Source organism: Cryobacterium sp. Y50 (assembly GCF_002929805.1).
Classification (GTDB): domain Bacteria; phylum Actinomycetota; class Actinomycetes; order Actinomycetales; family Microbacteriaceae; genus Cryobacterium.
In genome coordinates this window covers 1-16,922 of record NZ_PJJM01000077.1, presented here as the reverse complement: position 1 = coordinate 16,922, position 16,922 = coordinate 1, and the positions used below count along the sequence as shown (strand labels likewise).

Annotated in this window: 16 protein-coding genes, 1 tRNA gene and 1 pseudogene; 7 read left to right on the top strand and 11 right to left on the bottom strand. The window is 62.6% G+C overall.

All coding sequences use genetic code 11. The annotated features are described in order from the left end of the window. Positions 1-509: 509 nt before the first annotated feature. Positions 510-2,450, top strand: a complete 1,941-nt coding sequence (locus CXY73_RS05510) for an ABC transporter ATP-binding protein (protein ID WP_104177092.1) — start codon at positions 510-512, stop codon at positions 2,448-2,450. A gap of 29 nt (positions 2,451-2,479) precedes the next feature. Beyond that, a complete protein-coding gene (locus tag CXY73_RS21870) occupies positions 2,480-2,656 on the top strand; it encodes a hypothetical protein (protein ID WP_158254036.1) in 177 nt (58 codons plus the stop codon). A 25-nt stretch (positions 2,657-2,681) separates the two neighbouring features. Here CXY73_RS21870 and CXY73_RS05505 read toward each other — a convergent pair whose 3' ends face one another. The 3 genes from CXY73_RS05505 to CXY73_RS05490 form a co-directional block, all read right to left on the bottom strand. After that, positions 2,682-3,149 carry an SRPBCC family protein gene (locus CXY73_RS05505; RefSeq protein WP_092339545.1) on the bottom strand — a complete coding sequence of 156 codons (468 nt, stop codon included), beginning with the start codon at positions 3,147-3,149 and terminating at the stop codon, positions 2,682-2,684. A gap of 100 nt (positions 3,150-3,249) precedes the next feature. Continuing rightward, on the bottom strand, positions 3,250-3,774 hold the full coding sequence (locus CXY73_RS05500) for a hypothetical protein (protein WP_104177091.1): 525 nt from the start codon (positions 3,772-3,774) through the stop codon (positions 3,250-3,252). Between the two features lie 353 nt (positions 3,775-4,127). Beyond that, positions 4,128-5,150 carry a hypothetical protein gene (locus CXY73_RS05490; protein ID WP_104177089.1) on the bottom strand — a complete coding sequence of 341 codons (1,023 nt, stop codon included), beginning with the start codon at positions 5,148-5,150 and terminating at the stop codon, positions 4,128-4,130. A 1,002-nt stretch (positions 5,151-6,152) separates the two neighbouring features. Between CXY73_RS05490 and CXY73_RS05475 the strand changes: the two are divergent. After that, positions 6,153-6,272 (top strand): annotated as a pseudogene (locus CXY73_RS05475) (IS481 family transposase); the annotation flags it as partial. Positions 6,273-6,857: 585 nt separating this feature from the next. On the opposite strand, the gene CXY73_RS05465 reads toward CXY73_RS05475, so the two are convergent. From CXY73_RS05465 to CXY73_RS05445, 5 genes are all read right to left on the bottom strand, one after another. Beyond that, the gene (locus CXY73_RS05465; RefSeq protein WP_104177085.1) at positions 6,858-8,063 is read right to left on the bottom strand and encodes an SIR2 family protein; all 1,206 of its coding nucleotides are present in this window, start codon (positions 8,061-8,063) and stop codon (positions 6,858-6,860) included. A gap of 389 nt (positions 8,064-8,452) precedes the next feature. After that, complete coding sequence (locus tag CXY73_RS05460; RefSeq protein ID WP_104177084.1) at positions 8,453-9,640, bottom strand: tyrosine-type recombinase/integrase; 1,188 nt, start codon at positions 9,638-9,640, stop codon at positions 8,453-8,455. Between the two features lie 6 nt (positions 9,641-9,646). Further along, on the bottom strand, positions 9,647-9,904 hold the full coding sequence (locus tag CXY73_RS05455) for a helix-turn-helix domain-containing protein (RefSeq protein WP_233198156.1): 258 nt from the start codon (positions 9,902-9,904) through the stop codon (positions 9,647-9,649). Between the two features lie 177 nt (positions 9,905-10,081). Then, a tRNA-Pro gene (locus CXY73_RS05450) sits at positions 10,082-10,158 on the bottom strand. Between the two features lie 121 nt (positions 10,159-10,279). Further along, positions 10,280-10,516: a hypothetical protein gene (locus tag CXY73_RS05445; protein ID WP_104177083.1), complete on the bottom strand. Its 237-nt coding sequence runs from the start codon at positions 10,514-10,516 to the stop codon at positions 10,280-10,282. On the opposite strand from CXY73_RS05445, the gene CXY73_RS05440 reads away from it, so the two are divergent. From CXY73_RS05440 to CXY73_RS05430, 3 genes are all read left to right on the top strand, one after another. After that, positions 10,515-10,766, top strand: a complete 252-nt coding sequence (locus CXY73_RS05440) for a hypothetical protein (protein WP_104133957.1) — start codon at positions 10,515-10,517, stop codon at positions 10,764-10,766. The two genes, CXY73_RS05445 and CXY73_RS05440, sit on opposite strands and share 2 nt — an antisense overlap. A gap of 114 nt (positions 10,767-10,880) precedes the next feature. Continuing rightward, on the top strand, positions 10,881-11,648 hold the full coding sequence (locus CXY73_RS05435) for an MOSC domain-containing protein (protein ID WP_104177082.1): 768 nt from the start codon (positions 10,881-10,883) through the stop codon (positions 11,646-11,648). Positions 11,649-11,699: 51 nt separating this feature from the next. After that, positions 11,700-12,413 (top strand): hypothetical protein, encoded by a 714-nt coding sequence (locus tag CXY73_RS05430; protein WP_104177081.1) that lies wholly within the window; start codon positions 11,700-11,702, stop codon positions 12,411-12,413. Here the strand turns inward: CXY73_RS05430 and CXY73_RS05425 are convergent. Further along, entirely contained in the window at positions 12,410-13,429 is a 1,020-nt protein-coding gene (locus CXY73_RS05425) for an NYN domain-containing protein (RefSeq protein WP_233198155.1), read from the bottom strand. The two genes, CXY73_RS05430 and CXY73_RS05425, sit on opposite strands and share 4 nt — an antisense overlap. 161 nt (positions 13,430-13,590) lie before the next feature. On the opposite strand from CXY73_RS05425, the gene CXY73_RS05420 reads away from it, so the two are divergent. Then, positions 13,591-14,469 carry a helix-turn-helix transcriptional regulator gene (locus tag CXY73_RS05420; RefSeq protein WP_104133960.1) on the top strand — a complete coding sequence of 293 codons (879 nt, stop codon included), beginning with the start codon at positions 13,591-13,593 and terminating at the stop codon, positions 14,467-14,469. 4 nt (positions 14,470-14,473) lie between these two features. Here CXY73_RS05420 and CXY73_RS05415 read toward each other — a convergent pair whose 3' ends face one another. Further along, positions 14,474-15,451: an aldo/keto reductase gene (locus CXY73_RS05415; protein WP_104133961.1), complete on the bottom strand. Its 978-nt coding sequence runs from the start codon at positions 15,449-15,451 to the stop codon at positions 14,474-14,476. Between the two features lie 112 nt (positions 15,452-15,563). Next, positions 15,564-16,631, bottom strand: a complete 1,068-nt coding sequence (locus CXY73_RS05410; protein WP_104133962.1) for an NAD(P)-dependent alcohol dehydrogenase — start codon at positions 16,629-16,631, stop codon at positions 15,564-15,566. Positions 16,632-16,922 lie beyond the last annotated feature (291 nt).

The window sequence follows — 16,922 nt, the reverse complement described above, 5'->3', positions numbered from 1 at the left end:
GCCGCCGTCTCGATGAAAGGCAGGATGAACCCGGTACGTGCTCGTTCAAGAGTCTCAGCGGAATTCTCGAGAAGAAAGGTAAACCGCTCAGTGAGAAGATTTGATGCCGCGACGATTTGGAGGTTTTGGCCCGCTTTATGTCGTTACCGAATGTCTCCGAAAACCCGCGGATTCCCTTGTGTTTACAGGGAACCGGGCGGTTCGCTGCCTCCAATTGTACGTCATCGTTTTGAGTCATTTAGTGATGAATGTGATGGGTAAATGATGACCTTGTGAACCGCTTTTGGCGGGCGCACAGTCGTGGAATGACCGCGGCCCTGACGCGGTCCATGACGCTGACCGGCGCACCGCGCATCGCCTCGGCAGCCGAGTTACAAACCCCGCCCACGCGCTCGTTGCCGGCCGAGCCGTTTCATGAAAGAAGCCCCGGTTCGCCGCCGCTGAGGAGAACCCCGAGCTCGGGCAACTCGCAATCTAAACTTGGCCTAGTACGAGCGAAAGGAACCACCATGAGCATGGAAGGCGCGGCCTGGAGCTCGCTGCACAAGATCTCGAGCGCTAGGGACAGCAAACACGGCTTCTCCCGTGAGTCCGTGTGGCGGATCATGACGTTCGCGGTGCCCTACCGGTCTAAGCTGCTGATCTTCATCACCCTCTCCACCGTGGGAGCTTTCCTCGCGGTCGCGACGCCGGTACTCGCCGGCCAGGTGGTCGACGTCATCGTCGCCCAGGGCGCGGTCACCACGATTGTGTGGCTCGCCGTCGTCATCGCGCTCGTGGCCGTGGCCGACGCCGCCGTGTCACTCGTGACGCGCTGGTACTCGGCGCGGATCGGTGAAGGCGTGATCCTCGACCTCCGCACCGCCGTCTTCAACCACGTGCAGAAGATGCCGATCGCGTTCTTCACCCGCACACGAACGGGCGCCCTCGTGAGCCGCCTCAACAACGATGTGATCGGCGCTCAGCAGGCCTTCAGCGGCACGCTGTCCGGCGTGGTCACGAACGTCGTGGCGCTGATCCTCACCCTGATCGTCATGCTCAGCACGTCCTGGCTCGTGACGGTTCTCGCCGTGATCATGCTCCCCATCTTCCTGGTACCCGCCCGCCGCATGGGAAGCCGCCTCGCCGCGCTCCGCCGCGAGGCCGCCGACCACAATTCCGCCATGAGCACGCAGATGACCGAGCGCTTCTCAGCGCCCGGCGCCACCCTCGTCAAGCTGTTCGGCCGGCCCGACGAGGAGGCCGAGGAGTTCCGCGTCCGCGCCGCCCGTGTCCGCGACATCGGGGTGCGCACCGCGATGCTGCAGTTCGTCTTCTACACCGCACTGATGCTCGTCTCCGCTCTCGCCCTCGCGCTCGTGTACGGGCTCGGCGGCTTCCTCGCACTAGCCGGCCAGCTGAACACCGGTGACGTGGTCACCCTGGCGCTCCTCCTCACCCGCCTCTACGCGCCGCTCACCGGCCTCGCAAACGCACGGGTGGAGATCATGAGCGCGGTGGTCAGCTTCGAGCGCGTCTTCGAGGTGCTCGACCTTGACCCGCTCATCAAGGAGAAGCCCGACGCCGTCGCCGTGCCCGAAGGCCCGGTGTCCGTCGAGTTCGACAACGTGCGCTTCGCCTACCCGTCCGCGGACAAGGTATCTCTCGCGTCTCTCGAGGAGGTTTCCACATTGGACACCCGCGGCGGCGAGGAGGTGCTGCACGGCGTGTCCTTCAGGATCGAGCCGGGTCAGACCGTTGCCCTCGTTGGTTCGTCCGGTGCCGGCAAATCCACGATTGCGCAGCTCCTCTCGCGCCTGTACGACGTCGACAGCGGCGCCGTGCGCGTCGCGGGGACGGATGTCCGCGATGTCACGTTCGCCTCCATGCGCCACACCCTGGGCATGGTGACCCAAGACGGTCACCTGTTCCACGAGACCATCCTCTCCAATCTGCGCCTCGCGAGGCCGGAAGCGTCCGACGATGAGGTGTGGGACGCCGTCCGCCGTGCGCGGCTCGAGCCGCTCATCCGGTCCCTGCCGGACCAGCTGAACACCCTGGTGGGCGAACGTGGCTACCGACTGTCCGGGGGTGAGCGCCAGCGGATGACCATCGCGAGGCTCCTGCTCGCCCAGCCGCGCGTCGTCATCCTCGACGAGGCGACGGCGGCGCTGGACTCGACGTCTGAGGCCGCCGTGCAGGCGGCGCTCAGCGAGGCGCTCAAGGGACGAACAGCGATGGTGATCGCACACCGCCTCTCCACCATCCGCAGCGCGGACCTGATCCTCGTGGTTGAGGACGGCTCGATCGTGGAGCGCGGTACGCACGAGGAACTGCTGGCTGTGCGTGGGCGGTACGAGGAATTGCACCGGACCCAGTTCGCCGTGCAGAAGAATGTTGCGGCGGATGCGGATGCGGATGCGGATGCGGAAGCGCTAAGCGGCTCCGGCACACTGCGCGCATCGAGCTGACCCCCTGCAATGCGCGGGGCACTTGCCGGGTGGGAGCCGAGACTGTCACCGCCCGGGCGCTGGTGCACAGCGACGCCGACACTCTCGCCGCCCTGGACGCGGCGCTGCTGGCGAAGTACGGCCTGAAGTACCGGGCCTTCCATGCGGTCCGGCGCCTGAGCCGGACGACCGACGAGTCGGTGGCGCTGGTAATCACGGCCGCGTAACCGACTCCGGCCCGGTGGCCTCACGTCAAGCGCGGGCGGAGCGCGACGTGAGTTGGCGAAGGGTGGCTTCGATGCCGGCGGCGTTCTGCCGAGGAAAGCCGAGCAGCTCGTAGACCTTTCCCTGAACGGCTGGGACGGTGCTGTAGTCAAACGTCTCAGTAACGCGCGTAGACGTGGGCGTGAGCGGCGTGAGTTCCCAGCGCCACCGGTGTCCCGCGGGGTGACGCCACTCTACAAGCCGACCGTCTTCGATGCGCGTCACCGTGCTGGTGATGCGATACGGGACGCCGAACTGCTTCATCGCTACCGAGAATTTTGCGCCCTGGGTGAGCCGCCGCGGTCCCGACACCGTACCGCCGACGGTGCCCGAGCCGTCCAGCTCACCGTGACGGTGCGGATCAGCCACCAACGCGAAGATGTCTTCGGCCGAAGCCGGCACCTCAACAGTGCGCGCGATTTGGCGAGGCCCTTGCTCAACCTGTTCGACCGTCATACTGCTCAGCCTAGGTGGGGGCTGTCTCTTAGACGGTGTTTCCGGCCTGACGCGCTGCACGTGGGTTTTTCGGGAGCGGCGTCGATGCAACGAATTGCCGCTACGCGGGGTCGACACGGGCGCCGTCATCCTCGTCGCCCCAAGACTCAACAAGCGTGATTCGCCCGCGCGAATCGCGAATCGAAAGCACGAGCGCAATGATCGCGGTCGCGATTCCGATAACGCCCAGGGGGTTCGCGATACCAATAGCGATATCCAACGCAGGCTGTGTGGGTCCGCTGATGATTGTCTGCAAACCGCGAGGTGTTGAATCTGGAAGCGTGAGTCCCAACAAGAGTCCGCTAACGCCGGATGCAAGGAAAAACGCGTATGTTATCGCGCGAGTTTCGAACCCTCGACGTGCCGTGCGTCGTACCGCGAGCCCCGTGAACACCAGCAAGGCGGCAAAAATCACACCCAGCGTCGCCGCGTAGATGATGGTGAGGTCGCCACCGATCCCGAAGAGGTGGCGGCCGAAAGAGATCCACGCGGCCACCGCGATACCAGCAACCACGACCACGCCACCCATGTGCCCTGAGCGCGAGGCACTAGGCGTCGCGCGAACTCGAATTACGCTGTACGTCATCACGCGCTCTCAATCACTGTGCTCCTTACAACCGTAGCCATGGAAGTGCTTGCGCGTGCGCACCTCCACAGATGGACAAGCCCGCGAACCGCGAAATAAATGCGACGCTATCCAACAACACACCCCTACGCCACTTGGAACTGCGGCCGGTTCGATCGACTCATCTAGCCATATTGTTCGCCGGATGATGGCTCCCGCGACGGGGAATGCGGTCAGCAGCAAGCTGGCCATGTGGCCGCCGACGACACGGACATCCTCGAGGTGCTCGGTGATGCGAACCACGTCCTCCAACGCCCGGTAGGCGGCGTCGTCGGCATTGGAGGTCGCAACCGTCTCCACCGAGCGTCGCATCATCAAGATGCTCCTCGTGCAAGCACCAAATCACGGATCCGTTGAACAGCCTCATCCGCGTCCGCGCCACCCGTCTGCCTGACATCCCACGCCGCGATGACCGGATCGACGGTCGGCGTGGTGGTTCGTTGCGAACACGAGGCTGCGGTTGCCCAAATCGTTTGGTCGGCCGGAACGGTAAACGCGAGCGTGGCATGCGCCTTAGTGGTCTGCGCGAAGCCAAGCATGCTCAGGGCGATCCCCGACGTGGCGTAGATGACAGCACGCGTGGGCACCCGCCACGGCGCCAACTGGTCAGCTGCGGAATCTCCAGAGACCAAAACCTGCACTCCAGCAGATGCGCCGGCGGCCACAACCGCATTCGACTGGTCAGTGACAGCATCCAGCCCGTACCAGTGTGTTGTGATTCCACCCGGGCCCGCGTACTCAGCCATGAACCTCTCCCAGAGCGCTAAGCGATCTGTCGCACTCCAACCAGAAGCTGATCTCACAATAAGGCCATCGAGTGCGCTGTTTGACTTGGACACCGCAGACTGCGTCACGCCGGTTTCCTTAGCCAGCTCGACTTGGGATCGAGGCTCCCCGTCGAGGAGGTACGCACGCATGATTGCCCAGCGACCCCACGGGTTGCGTCGGCGCCCAGGCACAGCCTCTGACGCATGCGCCGCCACGATCGCGTCTGGCGAGTGAATCTCCTCGCGGTCCCAGACAAGGAGTCGATCCCTGAGCGATACAACGCCCAACCGCCGATTGCGCTTCGCGGCATCGATGAGGCCTCGGCTTGCGACGGGCACGACGACCAAGACACGCTCGTGGGCATTCTCCAGCAAATGCAGGGCGTCCCATTCATAGATCGTCTTTTGCCGCAGCTTCACTTGCACGGCAGCGGTTTCGCCGTCGCGGCTCACGAGAAGGCCAACGCCCCGACGCTGGTCGGAACGCACGGACACGTCGAAGCCGGCCGCGATGAGCAGGTCAACTGCGTCAGATTCAGAAATCGTCGAAGCCGGCACTGTGATCCTCATATTCTTTCTAGTGAGTTATTTCACTAAAACTACTAGTGGGTATTTTCTCTAGACGGAATCCGGCAGGATGCCGCGAGCCTGAATTTTGATCCTTTCCGTGGTCCAGTCCCGCGACGATCTCAGCCTCGACGGCGCCGGCTTGCGCGCTCAGCAGCATTCTGAATGGCGCGGTTCAAGTCGACGATCAAACGCAGTGCGGGAGCCCACTTGTTGTCCAGCAGCAATGTGTCCGAGCGGACCAACCCATTCAGAGCGACGAGGACATTCGCAATCGCCCGGGGTGATCCGCAGACCTGTCGGACGCACTCGGTGATGTCGTGCCCTTCATCGATGGTCCGAATCTTCTCAACCGTCTTCACGACAGTACGGTCAACAATTCGCACGTGAAATGCCTCCGGTTTACGAGCCCGTCTGTCGTCGTACGCTGCTTTGCGGCAGCCGGGTCCACAAAAGACGCGCGGTCGTCCGGTGCCCGCGGCCGGCGGCAGCGCCGCGCCACACCGGACGCACTGGGTCGAGGTTATCCGTCGGATGGTGAATTTCTGCAGGTCGCTCATACTCAGGAGGAGCGCCAGGCTGCACCGTTTCGTCACCGACGAAACAGCCGGGTCCTCGATCTGCAAGAGGCGTGGCAATTGATTACGGGGCCGAGGCAGGCGCTCATGGCGCCCGGGCCCAGGCAAGCTGGTGTCGGCGAGCAGGCGGCCGGATTGGATTGTCGTGATAGGGACCGGTCGATGGTGGAGCGCGCTGGCCAGACTAGCGAAATAGGGGGACGCGACGCCCTAATCCGGGTCTACCAAGCAGCCTTGGCCTGTTTTCACTCGATGCTCGCCGCGATGTTCAACGTCTGATTCTCACGAAGATCGGCGGCAATCTCTTCATCCGAACACGGCGCGATAGTTTCGAGTTCAAGCGAGGCCAGCCGGCTGATCCGAAGAGGGACTGGGTCTCAGACAAAGCGTGTTCGACTGATCGTCCAGCGGTGACGTCCCGTACGACGAGAGCGGCACCGCCCTGCCAGCTTGGATGCACGAACACAATCGCCACTGGCCGCACACCGCCATCGGCACCCGCCCACCCATCAGTCGCTTGACCAACGTCCCTGGGCAGTACAGCTAGCTCATGCGATCAGTATTCATTTCGAATTTTCTTCAAACGTTTGTCGAGTGTGTCTATGTGCTCGTCAAGCGCCGAGAGTGTACTTCCTCGTATCCACTCTCGCCAACCACCGCGTTCTCGGAAATCTGCTGCGTACGCAGTGCGCTCATCATCAGCTTCACGCGGGCGCCAAGAAGCCAAGAATTCACCACCTGCCGCTCCGTGTTGGCCGACCCCCAGTGTATGAAAGATTTGATCCGCCAGAGCCATCCGATATTCCATACGGCTGAGGAGCGACTTAGCGCTTTCGGCACCACCAGTGAGTTCGACCGCAAGGGACTGTAGATGAGAACGCACGAGGTGACTAGCGGGATAGGGAAATGTCCTTCCATTCCATCGTGGCAACTCTTTTACGAGTGGAGGGTCTAGGACACTCCAGAGGTGAATAACTGCGTGAGCCGGTCGCTCCTCTCCACCTTGCACTAAAACGGTGCTCCACGTCGGTTCGCTCGCGATACGGACGATGACATCTTCGTGACCGACGACTACCGAGGCCATAGTTCCTGCACGAAGTAGAAGGAGTGCGGGGTAATGTGCCAAATTGTCTCACTCTCGTGTGAACGCACCACTAGGGTCGTTGTTCCTTACGTTCAGCGCTTGCTGCACTACCCAAACCCACAAATCTGAGTGCTGGCGGTCGCGGTCGAGGAGAATCCCCGTGGCAAAGAGTTTGAAAAGAGACTGGAAGCGGACGGCTATAGCATCGAGCTCGAGATCATAGCCGGCGATGGTGTTATCAAAAGGCGACCGAGGTCGTTCCGTAACCCATGTGCGAAGTGCGAGCATCTCCGCTTCGAAGAGATCTCTGACTTCTAGGTGCCGGATGGGGTTGGGTAATTCCCGTTTTAGACGAGCGAGCTTCAGGTCTAATGATGCCGGCGGCTCCGTCAGGCTTTCTACAGCCTCAACACGAGCGAGAAGATCCGGGAAACAATCATCAGCTGTAACCGAGGAAACCGTTTGAACGCCACCCCGCGCCGTTAATCGTTTAGCCACAGCACCTAACTCACTGCGTGCCGTCCAGTAGAACGGGTAGCGGCGGTTCGAACTCGCTTCAATTGCAGCAACGAGAGCATGATCCCATTCTCCTGACCACCCTGACACGACCAGCCCGTACTCGTCGAGAACACGCCCGAGCTGGGCTGATGTGGCTTTGGGATACTTGCTGAGCTCCTCGACTGTGTTGCGCTGTTCGAGGTTGGCGTAATCCCCGTGGAGCTTTATCACTGTGGCCTTTGTATGCTGCAACGGCTCCATATTGGCGAACGCAGCATCTGTGCTGATCACTTGAGGCATGACCCCTTCGGCCTCCAACGCCTGCTCAATAAGTCGATCAAAATTTGTGGTGATGATGACACGAATGGTGCCGCGCACAACCAGTTCTGCAATCGCCCTATGAGCAGGTCCCGGCACTTTGAGGCCATCTTCGCGATCATCAGCGGATGGTTCAAAGAAGCCTTTTAACAGTGCTTGACGGGCTGGTGCAGTGGACGCGAGTTGCTTCAAGAGGCTGGAGTAGCCCAGCTCTTCGCCTTTGGAATAAGAATGCCACCAAGCCTCCCAGTCTCCCGTTGGTTCCAAATTCTCGTTAGCAGCTGCGGCGACTTTCCGAACAAGGTTTTCCACCACGCCCCAACCGGTAGGAATGCCGGCGCCTGTGGATGCGCCTGAACCAAGAAGTAACGCATACACACCGGGTTGAGCCGCGAGCCCGGTCGCCAACGTGATTCTTGGATCAAGCGCGAAATTCATTTTGCCCCGGTTGACGTCATACCCTCACGTTATCGTCCCGCACACCCACGTCTATACGGACAACACACGGCACGGAGGTTTTCTATTGAGGCTGTGAATTTCGCTACACGGAGATTTTCTATGAGTCAACGCGGACCATTGCGCATGCTCAAATTTCGGTGTATCACTGAGGATAGTTCTAGCAGGCGCCCAAGGTGCCGGGCCGAACGTGAACAGGGGATTCGACAAAACTCCAGATCAGACGGTGGGGCCACCGTGGCACCACCGCATTCCAGTCGGCAACCCTTGCCAAGCCCCGGTCGAAAAGTGCGGCGGCGGTCGGGCAGCTTGTGGCATGACTTGCAGAAAAACCCAGATCACACGGTGCTGCCACCGTGGCAGCACCGTGTTCACTCCTGGTCGCGCGCAAACGCGCGGTCGAGCAGCGCGGCGGTGGCGGGGTTCACCAGCTCGCTGCGTTGGATGTAATGCATCACCGTGACCCTCGTGTCCGTGTGGCCAAGCAGCTCCGCGGCGAGTTCGATGCTGGCGTTGGTGTTGACCGCGGTCGCCACCGTGCGGCGGAACATGTGCGGTGTCACTCCGTTGATGCCCGCTCCCTCGAGTACCTGTCGCAACTGACGACGCACGTTCGCGGTCGTCAACGGAGTGCCGTCGCGGGACTGAAACAGCAGCCCATCCAGGCCCAGACTCCCGAATTTGGCGAGCCGCCGGCGCACGGCGTCTGCGGTGAATGTGGGCAGTGCCACAACACGGGTGGACTTCGCGGTTTTGGGATGGTCTTGCCGGAAGGTCAGTTCGCCGTTGCGACTGACGATGGTTCCGGCCAGCCGAATCGAGGGCACGGCACTGGTGATGTCAATGTCCCGGCGTCGGATGGCGAGCACCTCACCGATCCGGGCCGAGGTTCCGAGCATCACCTCGATGATCGCGCCGAGCTGGCCATCGGGTTTGGGGCCAGAGATATGGTTGACGGCGCTCTCCCATTGCGCGATCGCCGCGCGGATGACGTTCACCTCTGGGGCGGTGAGGGCATTTGGCACGTGCGGCTCGCGGTGCAGGCGGGAGACATGGTCCATTGGGTTGCGGGGGAGTACCTCGTGCCGCACGGCCAGTTCCAATGCCAGCCGCAGCACGACTCGGGCCTGTTTGGCTCGGCTGTAAGAGAGCTTCGCGAGTTGCTTGATGAATTTGTCGCACCGGGCCACGCCGATCTCCCGCAGCGCCAAGTTGTCGAAGCTCGGTGAGACCAGGGTGCGCATGTTGCGCTCGTACAGGTTGCGGGTGGTCCGGGAGATCCGATCCTCCAGGTCGATGTCTTCCAGCCAGTACGTCACCAAGTCTTTGAACAGGCTGTCGGGCGTCAGCGCAGTGTCGGCGGGTTGGAACAGGTCCCGGTCGGCGAGCTTGGCCTTCAACGCCCGCTCGGCGGCGTTGGCCGTGGCGCCGGTGGCCTGCACGAGGCGCGCGTGGCCATCCCAGTCCCGGTAGCGGGTTCTCGCCTCGTACCGGCCGGTCGGCGACTGGCGGGTGCTGATGTCGCCGAAGGTGCCGATCGTCAACCGTTGCCGGGCCATCTCAGCTCACCGCCGATCGGTGCGCCTGGGCTCGCTGGGGGAGGGCTCCCGCTGCTGGGCGATCCATTCCCGCACGTCGGAGATCGCGAACTTCAGGTGCTTGCCGAACCGGTAGGCCGTGGGGCCTTTGCCGTGCACCCGCCAGTCGTAGACGGTGGAGATGGGGATGCCCAGGTAGGCGGCCAGCTCGGCAACGTCCATCAGGGGTTCGAGCCCCCAGCCGTCGGTGGGAGTCGAGGTTGGCTTGTCGTCGTGGATACTCATGCCCAGAAGGTGTGCACGACGATCCCGGACGACCGGGAGGTACCGAAACCGACGATGGCGACTCGCACGACAGGGCCGAATAACCGGCTCTAGAACGCTGAAAGTGATGGGGTAGTGATGGCTTAATCAAATCCTCAACCTAAAAAGTCCCGGAAACCCTTGAGTTTCCGGGACTTTTGGTCGGGCTGACAGGATTCGAACCTGCGACCCCTTGACCCCCAGTCAAGTGCGCTACCAAGCTGCGCCACAGCCCGCTGCTTCCAAAACACAATTTCAAGATTCGAAACCTGCGGAAGACAACTGTAAGAGCTTACCGCTTTCTAAGAGGACCCAGAAACACATGGCTAGCGATCATCCTGAGGGCGAACCGTGTCGTTATGGCGGGGTTGTCGTCCACTGGTGGCGCGAAATCACCGTGAAGGTAATAAGACCGTCAATGAGGTGTCTGTCGTGGCAGCGCGGGGAGAAGTGAAAAGCATCGAAGCTCTCGGTCATCTTCTGCAGCAAGGGCGCCTGATTAGCGGGCTCACGCAACGACAACTCGCTGACACGCTCGAGACCGACCAGAAATACATCTGGGCTGTGGAATCGGGTAAGAACACCATCATTCATGCTGCATTTGCCCGACGGCACCACGCGGATTGCCCCGGCATACGATGTTGCGCCGCAAGCTCACCGCGACAGCGGCCGCAAAATGGCGCTGGCCATCAATCGCACGTATCTGCGCGCCGCAATCACGATAGACGATCTCGTTGTAGAAGGTGAAGCGTGGAATGTGCGGGCACCGCGGGCGGTCATTACCTCAGCGCATGAGGCCACCGACCTGATCGTTCACATGGCACATCCCGTCGAGAACGGTTAGGCCGGGCTCAGCATGACGTCGCCAAGTCCACTAGAAATCTGCTTGAAGGCCGTGCGAGCGGCGGCGGCGAGTAGTTCGTGCACAACCAAGCCGCTCGCTAGGCTGAACGGCATCATGCACATTCGAGAGATCGGTGTGTCGCCACTCAAGGGCGGCCGCCACCAGCCACTTGAAACCGTTTCGCTTGCGGTCGACGGTCCCATCGGTGACCGCGAATTCGCCATCGTCGATCGAAACACCGGCACCATTTTGAAGACGGTTGAGCATCCACTTTTGGTGAGGTGCGAGGCTCGCTGGGCTGACGGCGTGCTCGCCGTGGCGTTTGATGGCCGCCGAGTTGCGGCGGCACCCAAACTGACGGGGGAGTACCTTGATCTGGACTACTGGGGTCGATCCACCGCCATGGAGGTGATCGACGGGCCGTGGGCTGCAGAATTCTCCCAGCTGCTGGGGCGCAGCGTCATCCTCACGCGAAGCACTGTCAAGGGATCTGTGGTTTACGGCGACTCCGTCACGATCAGCACGACGGGTGCGCTCGACCGACTGGCCCGCGAATCGAAAATGGCGGTCGATCCGCGCCGCTTCCGCGCCACTTTCACGATTGACACCGGCGACGCCGACGAGCACGTCGAAGACTTCTGGGCTGGCCGCGAACTCGAGCTCGGGGGAGCCCGCCTCCTCGTGAAGGCCGGTATTCCGCGGTGCGCGGTCATCGACATTGACCCCGACACCGGCGTTCCTGGAACACATTTGCTGAAAATGCTCGCCGGCTACCGGCTGCAGGCCAGCCACATCATGTTCGGTGTTTATGCCGAGGTGATCCGCCAGGGAACCGTGTCGGTCGGCGATGATGTGCGACTGTCGGCAGTTGCAGCCCAATAAAATCAACCACTGTTCGTCTAGCCGACGCAACGGCGTTGCTACTATGAGCGCATGGTAGCCATCGCTTACCTCGATAACCGCACCCAGCGCGCTCTCTCCAATCTCTCTTCGGCCTGTTGGTCGCTCACTGCGGCCGGGCTTTTTCTCGGCTCTGCACTGCTGCAGCTCGTTGCCTCGCTGGAGCGATGGGGCGTGCTCATGGGCTCCTCGACGAGCGCAGACACGTCGATCGAAGATCACCGCTTCGACTACTCCTACCCCGCGGACCCGTGGGAAAACCTCGGATCGACGGCACAACTTTTCGGTCTCAGCCTTCTTCTTGTGGCCCTCGGCATACTGGCGATGGCACGTGTGGCCGGCAATAGTCGTGTTAAACGGATGCTTTCCCTCATTACCGCCGCATCCTTCGGCGTCGCCGGTCTGCATGCCCTCGTCTCCGGGCTGCTGGGTGTTCCGTCTCCGCTGCAATTTCTACCGGTTCAGGTGTCGCTAAACCTGGTCGGGGTCGTCGGCCTGATCATTCTGGCTGCGTGCTGGCTGAATACGTCGCGCGCGGCATCCGCTTCGTGCCTGTTGTTGCTCGGCGTCACCTTGCCGGGATATCTCCTGGTCACCTTTCAGATCGCGCCCGCGATAGTCGGCTACCAGTCACACGACACGACCCCCTTCACGGAGACGATCGTCGCCGTGTCGACGGCGGCTGCGGGAGTTGCGATGCTCGTCGCGGCTGGGGTGACAGCTCGCTCGCGTCGCCGAAAGGTTTAGCGCCGAATTTCTGCGTCGGCACGCAGCCGAATCAGCCGCTGCGGGCCATCCTCTTTCAGCTCGGACAGGTCGCTGCGTGAGGAGAGAAAATCGGTGAAGGAGCGAAAGCCGAGCGGCTTCTCGTTGAAGGACGGGTCCATGCGGCGCATCTGGTTCTTGACGGTGCCCGTGTTGAGCCACTCGTCGTCGTCGCCCTTGGCGTGACCGATCTGCAGCGCGCGCACCAGGAGCTCGGTTGCCAGCGTCTGCGGGTCGATGTCTTCGGCCTCGGGCTCGTCGAATTGTGCGTCATCGGTGTGCGAGAACATGGGAATCGTGGTGAACTTGCGAGCCTCGATAGGAGCAGGGTCGGGTGCAATTTCGGCAGGTTCCGTCGCCCGCCTGCTTGACTTGGGCCTCTCTGCAGCGGTCGCGGTGGCTTTGCCGATTCCAGGTAGCGAATCGTAGTCCTCGAACTCATCGCACGCCGCCGCGAGCGAAGTGCTCGTCGAGCCCGCGACGCCAATGCCCACGACGAAGCGACCCAGCCGCTTCGACTTCTGGGCGAGAGCAATGTAGTCGGAATCGCCGGCGATGATGATGACGTGGGTCAGATCGGGCAGCCGAAAGAGGTCTTCAACCACGTCGACAGCCAAACGGATGTCCGCACCGTTCTTGGTTCCGCGCGTCGTCGTGGTGAATAGCTGGGTCAGGTCCACCGCTCGCGACATGAGCTGGCGCTGGTAACTTGCATTGACCGGCACCGACCAGTCGGCGTAGGCACGATTGACGACCAGGGTGCCAAATGACGCGGCGAAGTCGATGATGGCGTTGAAGTCCACCGTCGCCGCGGCGAGCCGGGCGGCGATCTCGGGGTCGGCATCCGGACTCGATTTATTGAAATCGCGGATGCCGTCGCGCTGAAAGGCATTGCGCCCGTGCAACTGCTGATAGCGGGAGATGACGATGTTGTCAAAGTCGATATAGAGGCCGACGCGGGCGTCGTTCGGTTCAGTGATGGTGAGCTCCTTAGCCACGGGCGGAAGACTCAGTTGCGATCCGGTATGTATAGTCTGCGCTGAGCCGCGGGCAGAGGGCAACTCGGTGCGTGGTCAAGCAGCCGGCCCTGGGCACTCAACGAGATCACCGGCACGGTACCAAGGCACTGGACTGGCGGCAGGCGGGAGATACTGGAGGGATGGACGACAAAGATACCCTCGCTGATTTTTTGCGCTCAGCCCGGGCTCGGCTAACGCCAACTAATGTCGGGCTGCCGGTCAACCCGCTGGCGACGGCCCGTCGGGTGCCAGGCCTGCGCCGTGACGAAGTGGCTGCGCTCGCCGGCGTGAGCGTGGACTACTACGCGCGCATGGAACAGGGGCGGGTGACGCAGGCATCCGATGCGGTGGTGAATGCGCTCGCCGGGGCGCTGCACCTGAATGAGGCGGAGCGCTCTTATCTGTTCTCCCTGCTGTCGGCGTCGACCGGTGGGCGCACCCAGCAGCGACAGCGCACCAACACTGTTCGGCCGTCGGTGCGCACAATCATGGACTCGTTCCCCGCGCAGCCAGCGTTCGTGCTCGGCGTTGGCATGGACGTGCTTGCCATGAACGACCTCGCCAAGCTGTTGCTAAAGGACTTCACGAAGGGCTCGAGGCTCGGGCGCAGCATGGCCCGATGGACGTTCCTCGACCCGGCGGCGCGCACTCTGTACCTGGACTGGGACATTGTGGCCTGCGACGTGGCGGCCATGCTCCGTCACGACGCTCGATCGCACCCGAACGACCGGGCACTCAACGAGCTGATCGGCGAGTTGACCGTGAAGAGCGACGAATTTCGTGCGTGGTGGAGTCAACACCGGGTGTGGGAGTGCACGTTCGGAGTCAAGCGTTTCGTGCACCCGATCGTCGGTCGGGTCGACGTGGACTACGAAACCTTCCCGGTTCCGGGCGAACCCGACCAACAACTCTTCGTCTACAGCACGCAACCCGGGTCCGCCTCGAACGACGCCCTGCGCATTTTGGCCTCGTGGCGCACCGATCAAACGGATGCCGCCACGCTCGAGTTGATTCGCTGAAGCTTTAGAACCCTTCGGGCAGACGCGGCAGGTACGGTGCCTCGAGACGGGCGCGCTCCTCGGCGCTGAGCTCGAGGTCGAGCGAGGCGATGGCATCGTCGAGGTGCTGCTGCTTCGTCGCCCCGACGATCGGCGCCGTTACGGCGGGGTTGCCCGACACCCAGGCCAGAGCTACCTGAGCCCGCGGTACCCCGCGTTCGGCGGCAATGTCGGCCACAACGGATGCAACAGCGCGATCGCCATCCTCCGCCTGCGAGTAGAGGGCCTGGCTGACCAGGTCCGTCTCGGTGCGGGCGGTCGTGTCGTCCCAGTCGCGGGTGAGCTTTCCACGCGCGAGGGGACTCCACGGGGTGAGGCCGATGCCGGCATCCGTTACGAGCGGGATCATCTCGCGCTCCTCTTCGCGGCTGATCAGGTTGTACTGGCTCTGCATCGACACGAACGGTGTCCAGCCGTTCACCTGCTGCAGACGCAGGGCCTTCGCAAACTGCCAGGCAAACATTGAGGAGGCGCCCAGGTAGCGCGCCTTACCCGAGCGCACCACGTCATGCAGGGCTTCAAGCGTCTCCTCAAGCGGGGTGAAGGGGTCGAAGCGGTGCACGATGTAGAGATCCACGTAGTCGAGGTTGAGGCGACGCAGGCTGTTGTCGATTTCCTGCAGCACCGCCTTGCGTGACAGGCCGCGCTGGTTGGGTCCTTCACCGACCGGCGAGTAGACCTTGGTGGCCACGACGATCTCGTCGCGGTTGGTGTGCTCCGCGAGTGCGCGGCCGAGGATTTCCTCGCTCGACCCGGCTGAGTAAGCATTTGCGGTGTCGAAGAAGTTGATGCCCGCCTCAACGGCTTGCCGAATGAATGGCCGACTGGTCTCCTCGGTCAGCGTCCAGGCGTGGTTTCCGCGCTCCGGCTCGCCATAGCTCATACAGCCCAGGGCGAGCGCCGAGACATCCAGACCGGTGGTTCCGAGCTTCACGTACTTCATGGGACTCCTTTAATAACGGATGCCCCGGGCCGCGGTGAAAGCTGCGGCCCGGGGCGGTTCGTGCCTGGGTTTTTATCGACTCGCGCGGCTTATGCCGCGCCGGTCGGAGCGCCTACGCGTCGACGCGGGTCTCGTTTGCAAAAGTGGCAACGTCGATAACGAAACGGTAGCGCACGTCGCTGCGGATAACACGCTCGTATGCCTCGTTCACCTGATCGACCGAGATGATCTCAATGTCGGCGCCGATTCCGTGGGCGGCGCAGAAATCAAGCATTTCCTGGGTCTGGCGAATGCCACCGATCTTGGAGGCGCCGATGGAGCGACGCTGGGCGGCGAGCCAAACCATCTTCACACTGTCAGGCTCGGTGGGGATTCCCACGTGCACGAGCGTGCCGTTGAGGGCGAGCAGCTTCAGGTAGCCCTCCAGGTCGAGGTTCGCGGCCACGGTGTTCACGATGAGGTCGAAGTGGTTCTCGAGCTCGGTGAAGGTGGCCGGGTCGCTGGTGGCGTAGTAATGATCTGCGCCGAAACGCAGGCCGTCTTCCTTCTTGCTCAGGGTCTGGCTGAGCACGGTGACCTCGGCGCCGAGCGCGTGGGCGATCTTCACGCCCATGTGTCCGAGACCGCCCATGCCGAGGATGGCGACCTTCTTGCCGGGGCCGGCCTTCCAGTTCGTGAGGGGGGAGAAGAGCGTGATACCGGCGCAGAGCAAGGGAGCGGCTTCGGAGAGCTCGATGCCGTCGGGAATGCCGAGTACGTAGTTTTCGTCGACGACGATCGCGGTGCTGTAGCCGCCGTTGGTGGGGGTGCCGTCGTGGTTGCGGTCATTGTAGGTACCGACCTCGCCCTTCAGGCAGTACTGCTCTTCGCCGGCGAGGCAGTTCGCGCACTCGCGGCAAGAGTCGACGAAGCAGCCGACGCCGACTCGGTCGCCCACCTGGTAGCGGGTGACATCGCTGCCGATGGCAGAGACGATGCCGGCGATTTCGTGGCCGGGAACCATGGGGAACAATCCAACGCCCCACTCGTCCCGAGCCTGGTGGATGTCGGAGTGGCAGATCCCGGCGAACTTGATGTCGATCGCGACATCGTGGGCGCCGGGGGTGCGCAACTCGATCGTGGTGCGAACGAGGGGCTGGTTGGCCGCGGGGGCGGCGAGGGCAGAAACGGTGGTCGTCATAAAAAAATCTTTCGGTACCGGTGGTGGAATGCGGGGGAACCCCGTGCCGTGGCACGTGTCGGCGGTGACATCCGCTCGCACAACGTTACGCGGTGCCACCGACGTAGTCGGGGCCGGAGCGTGGCACTGTCTGACCTACCCATGGCATCCGCTGCTGGCGTCGGCGCGGCCAGCCTGAGCCGGCTGACCGCGCTGCAGCGGCGTTAAGCCTTTTGAACGGTGATGGTCCAAGCGGCGTCGCCGACGCGGTCGAAATTGGTGACCGGGTAGCCTTCCTCCGCGGCCCAGCGT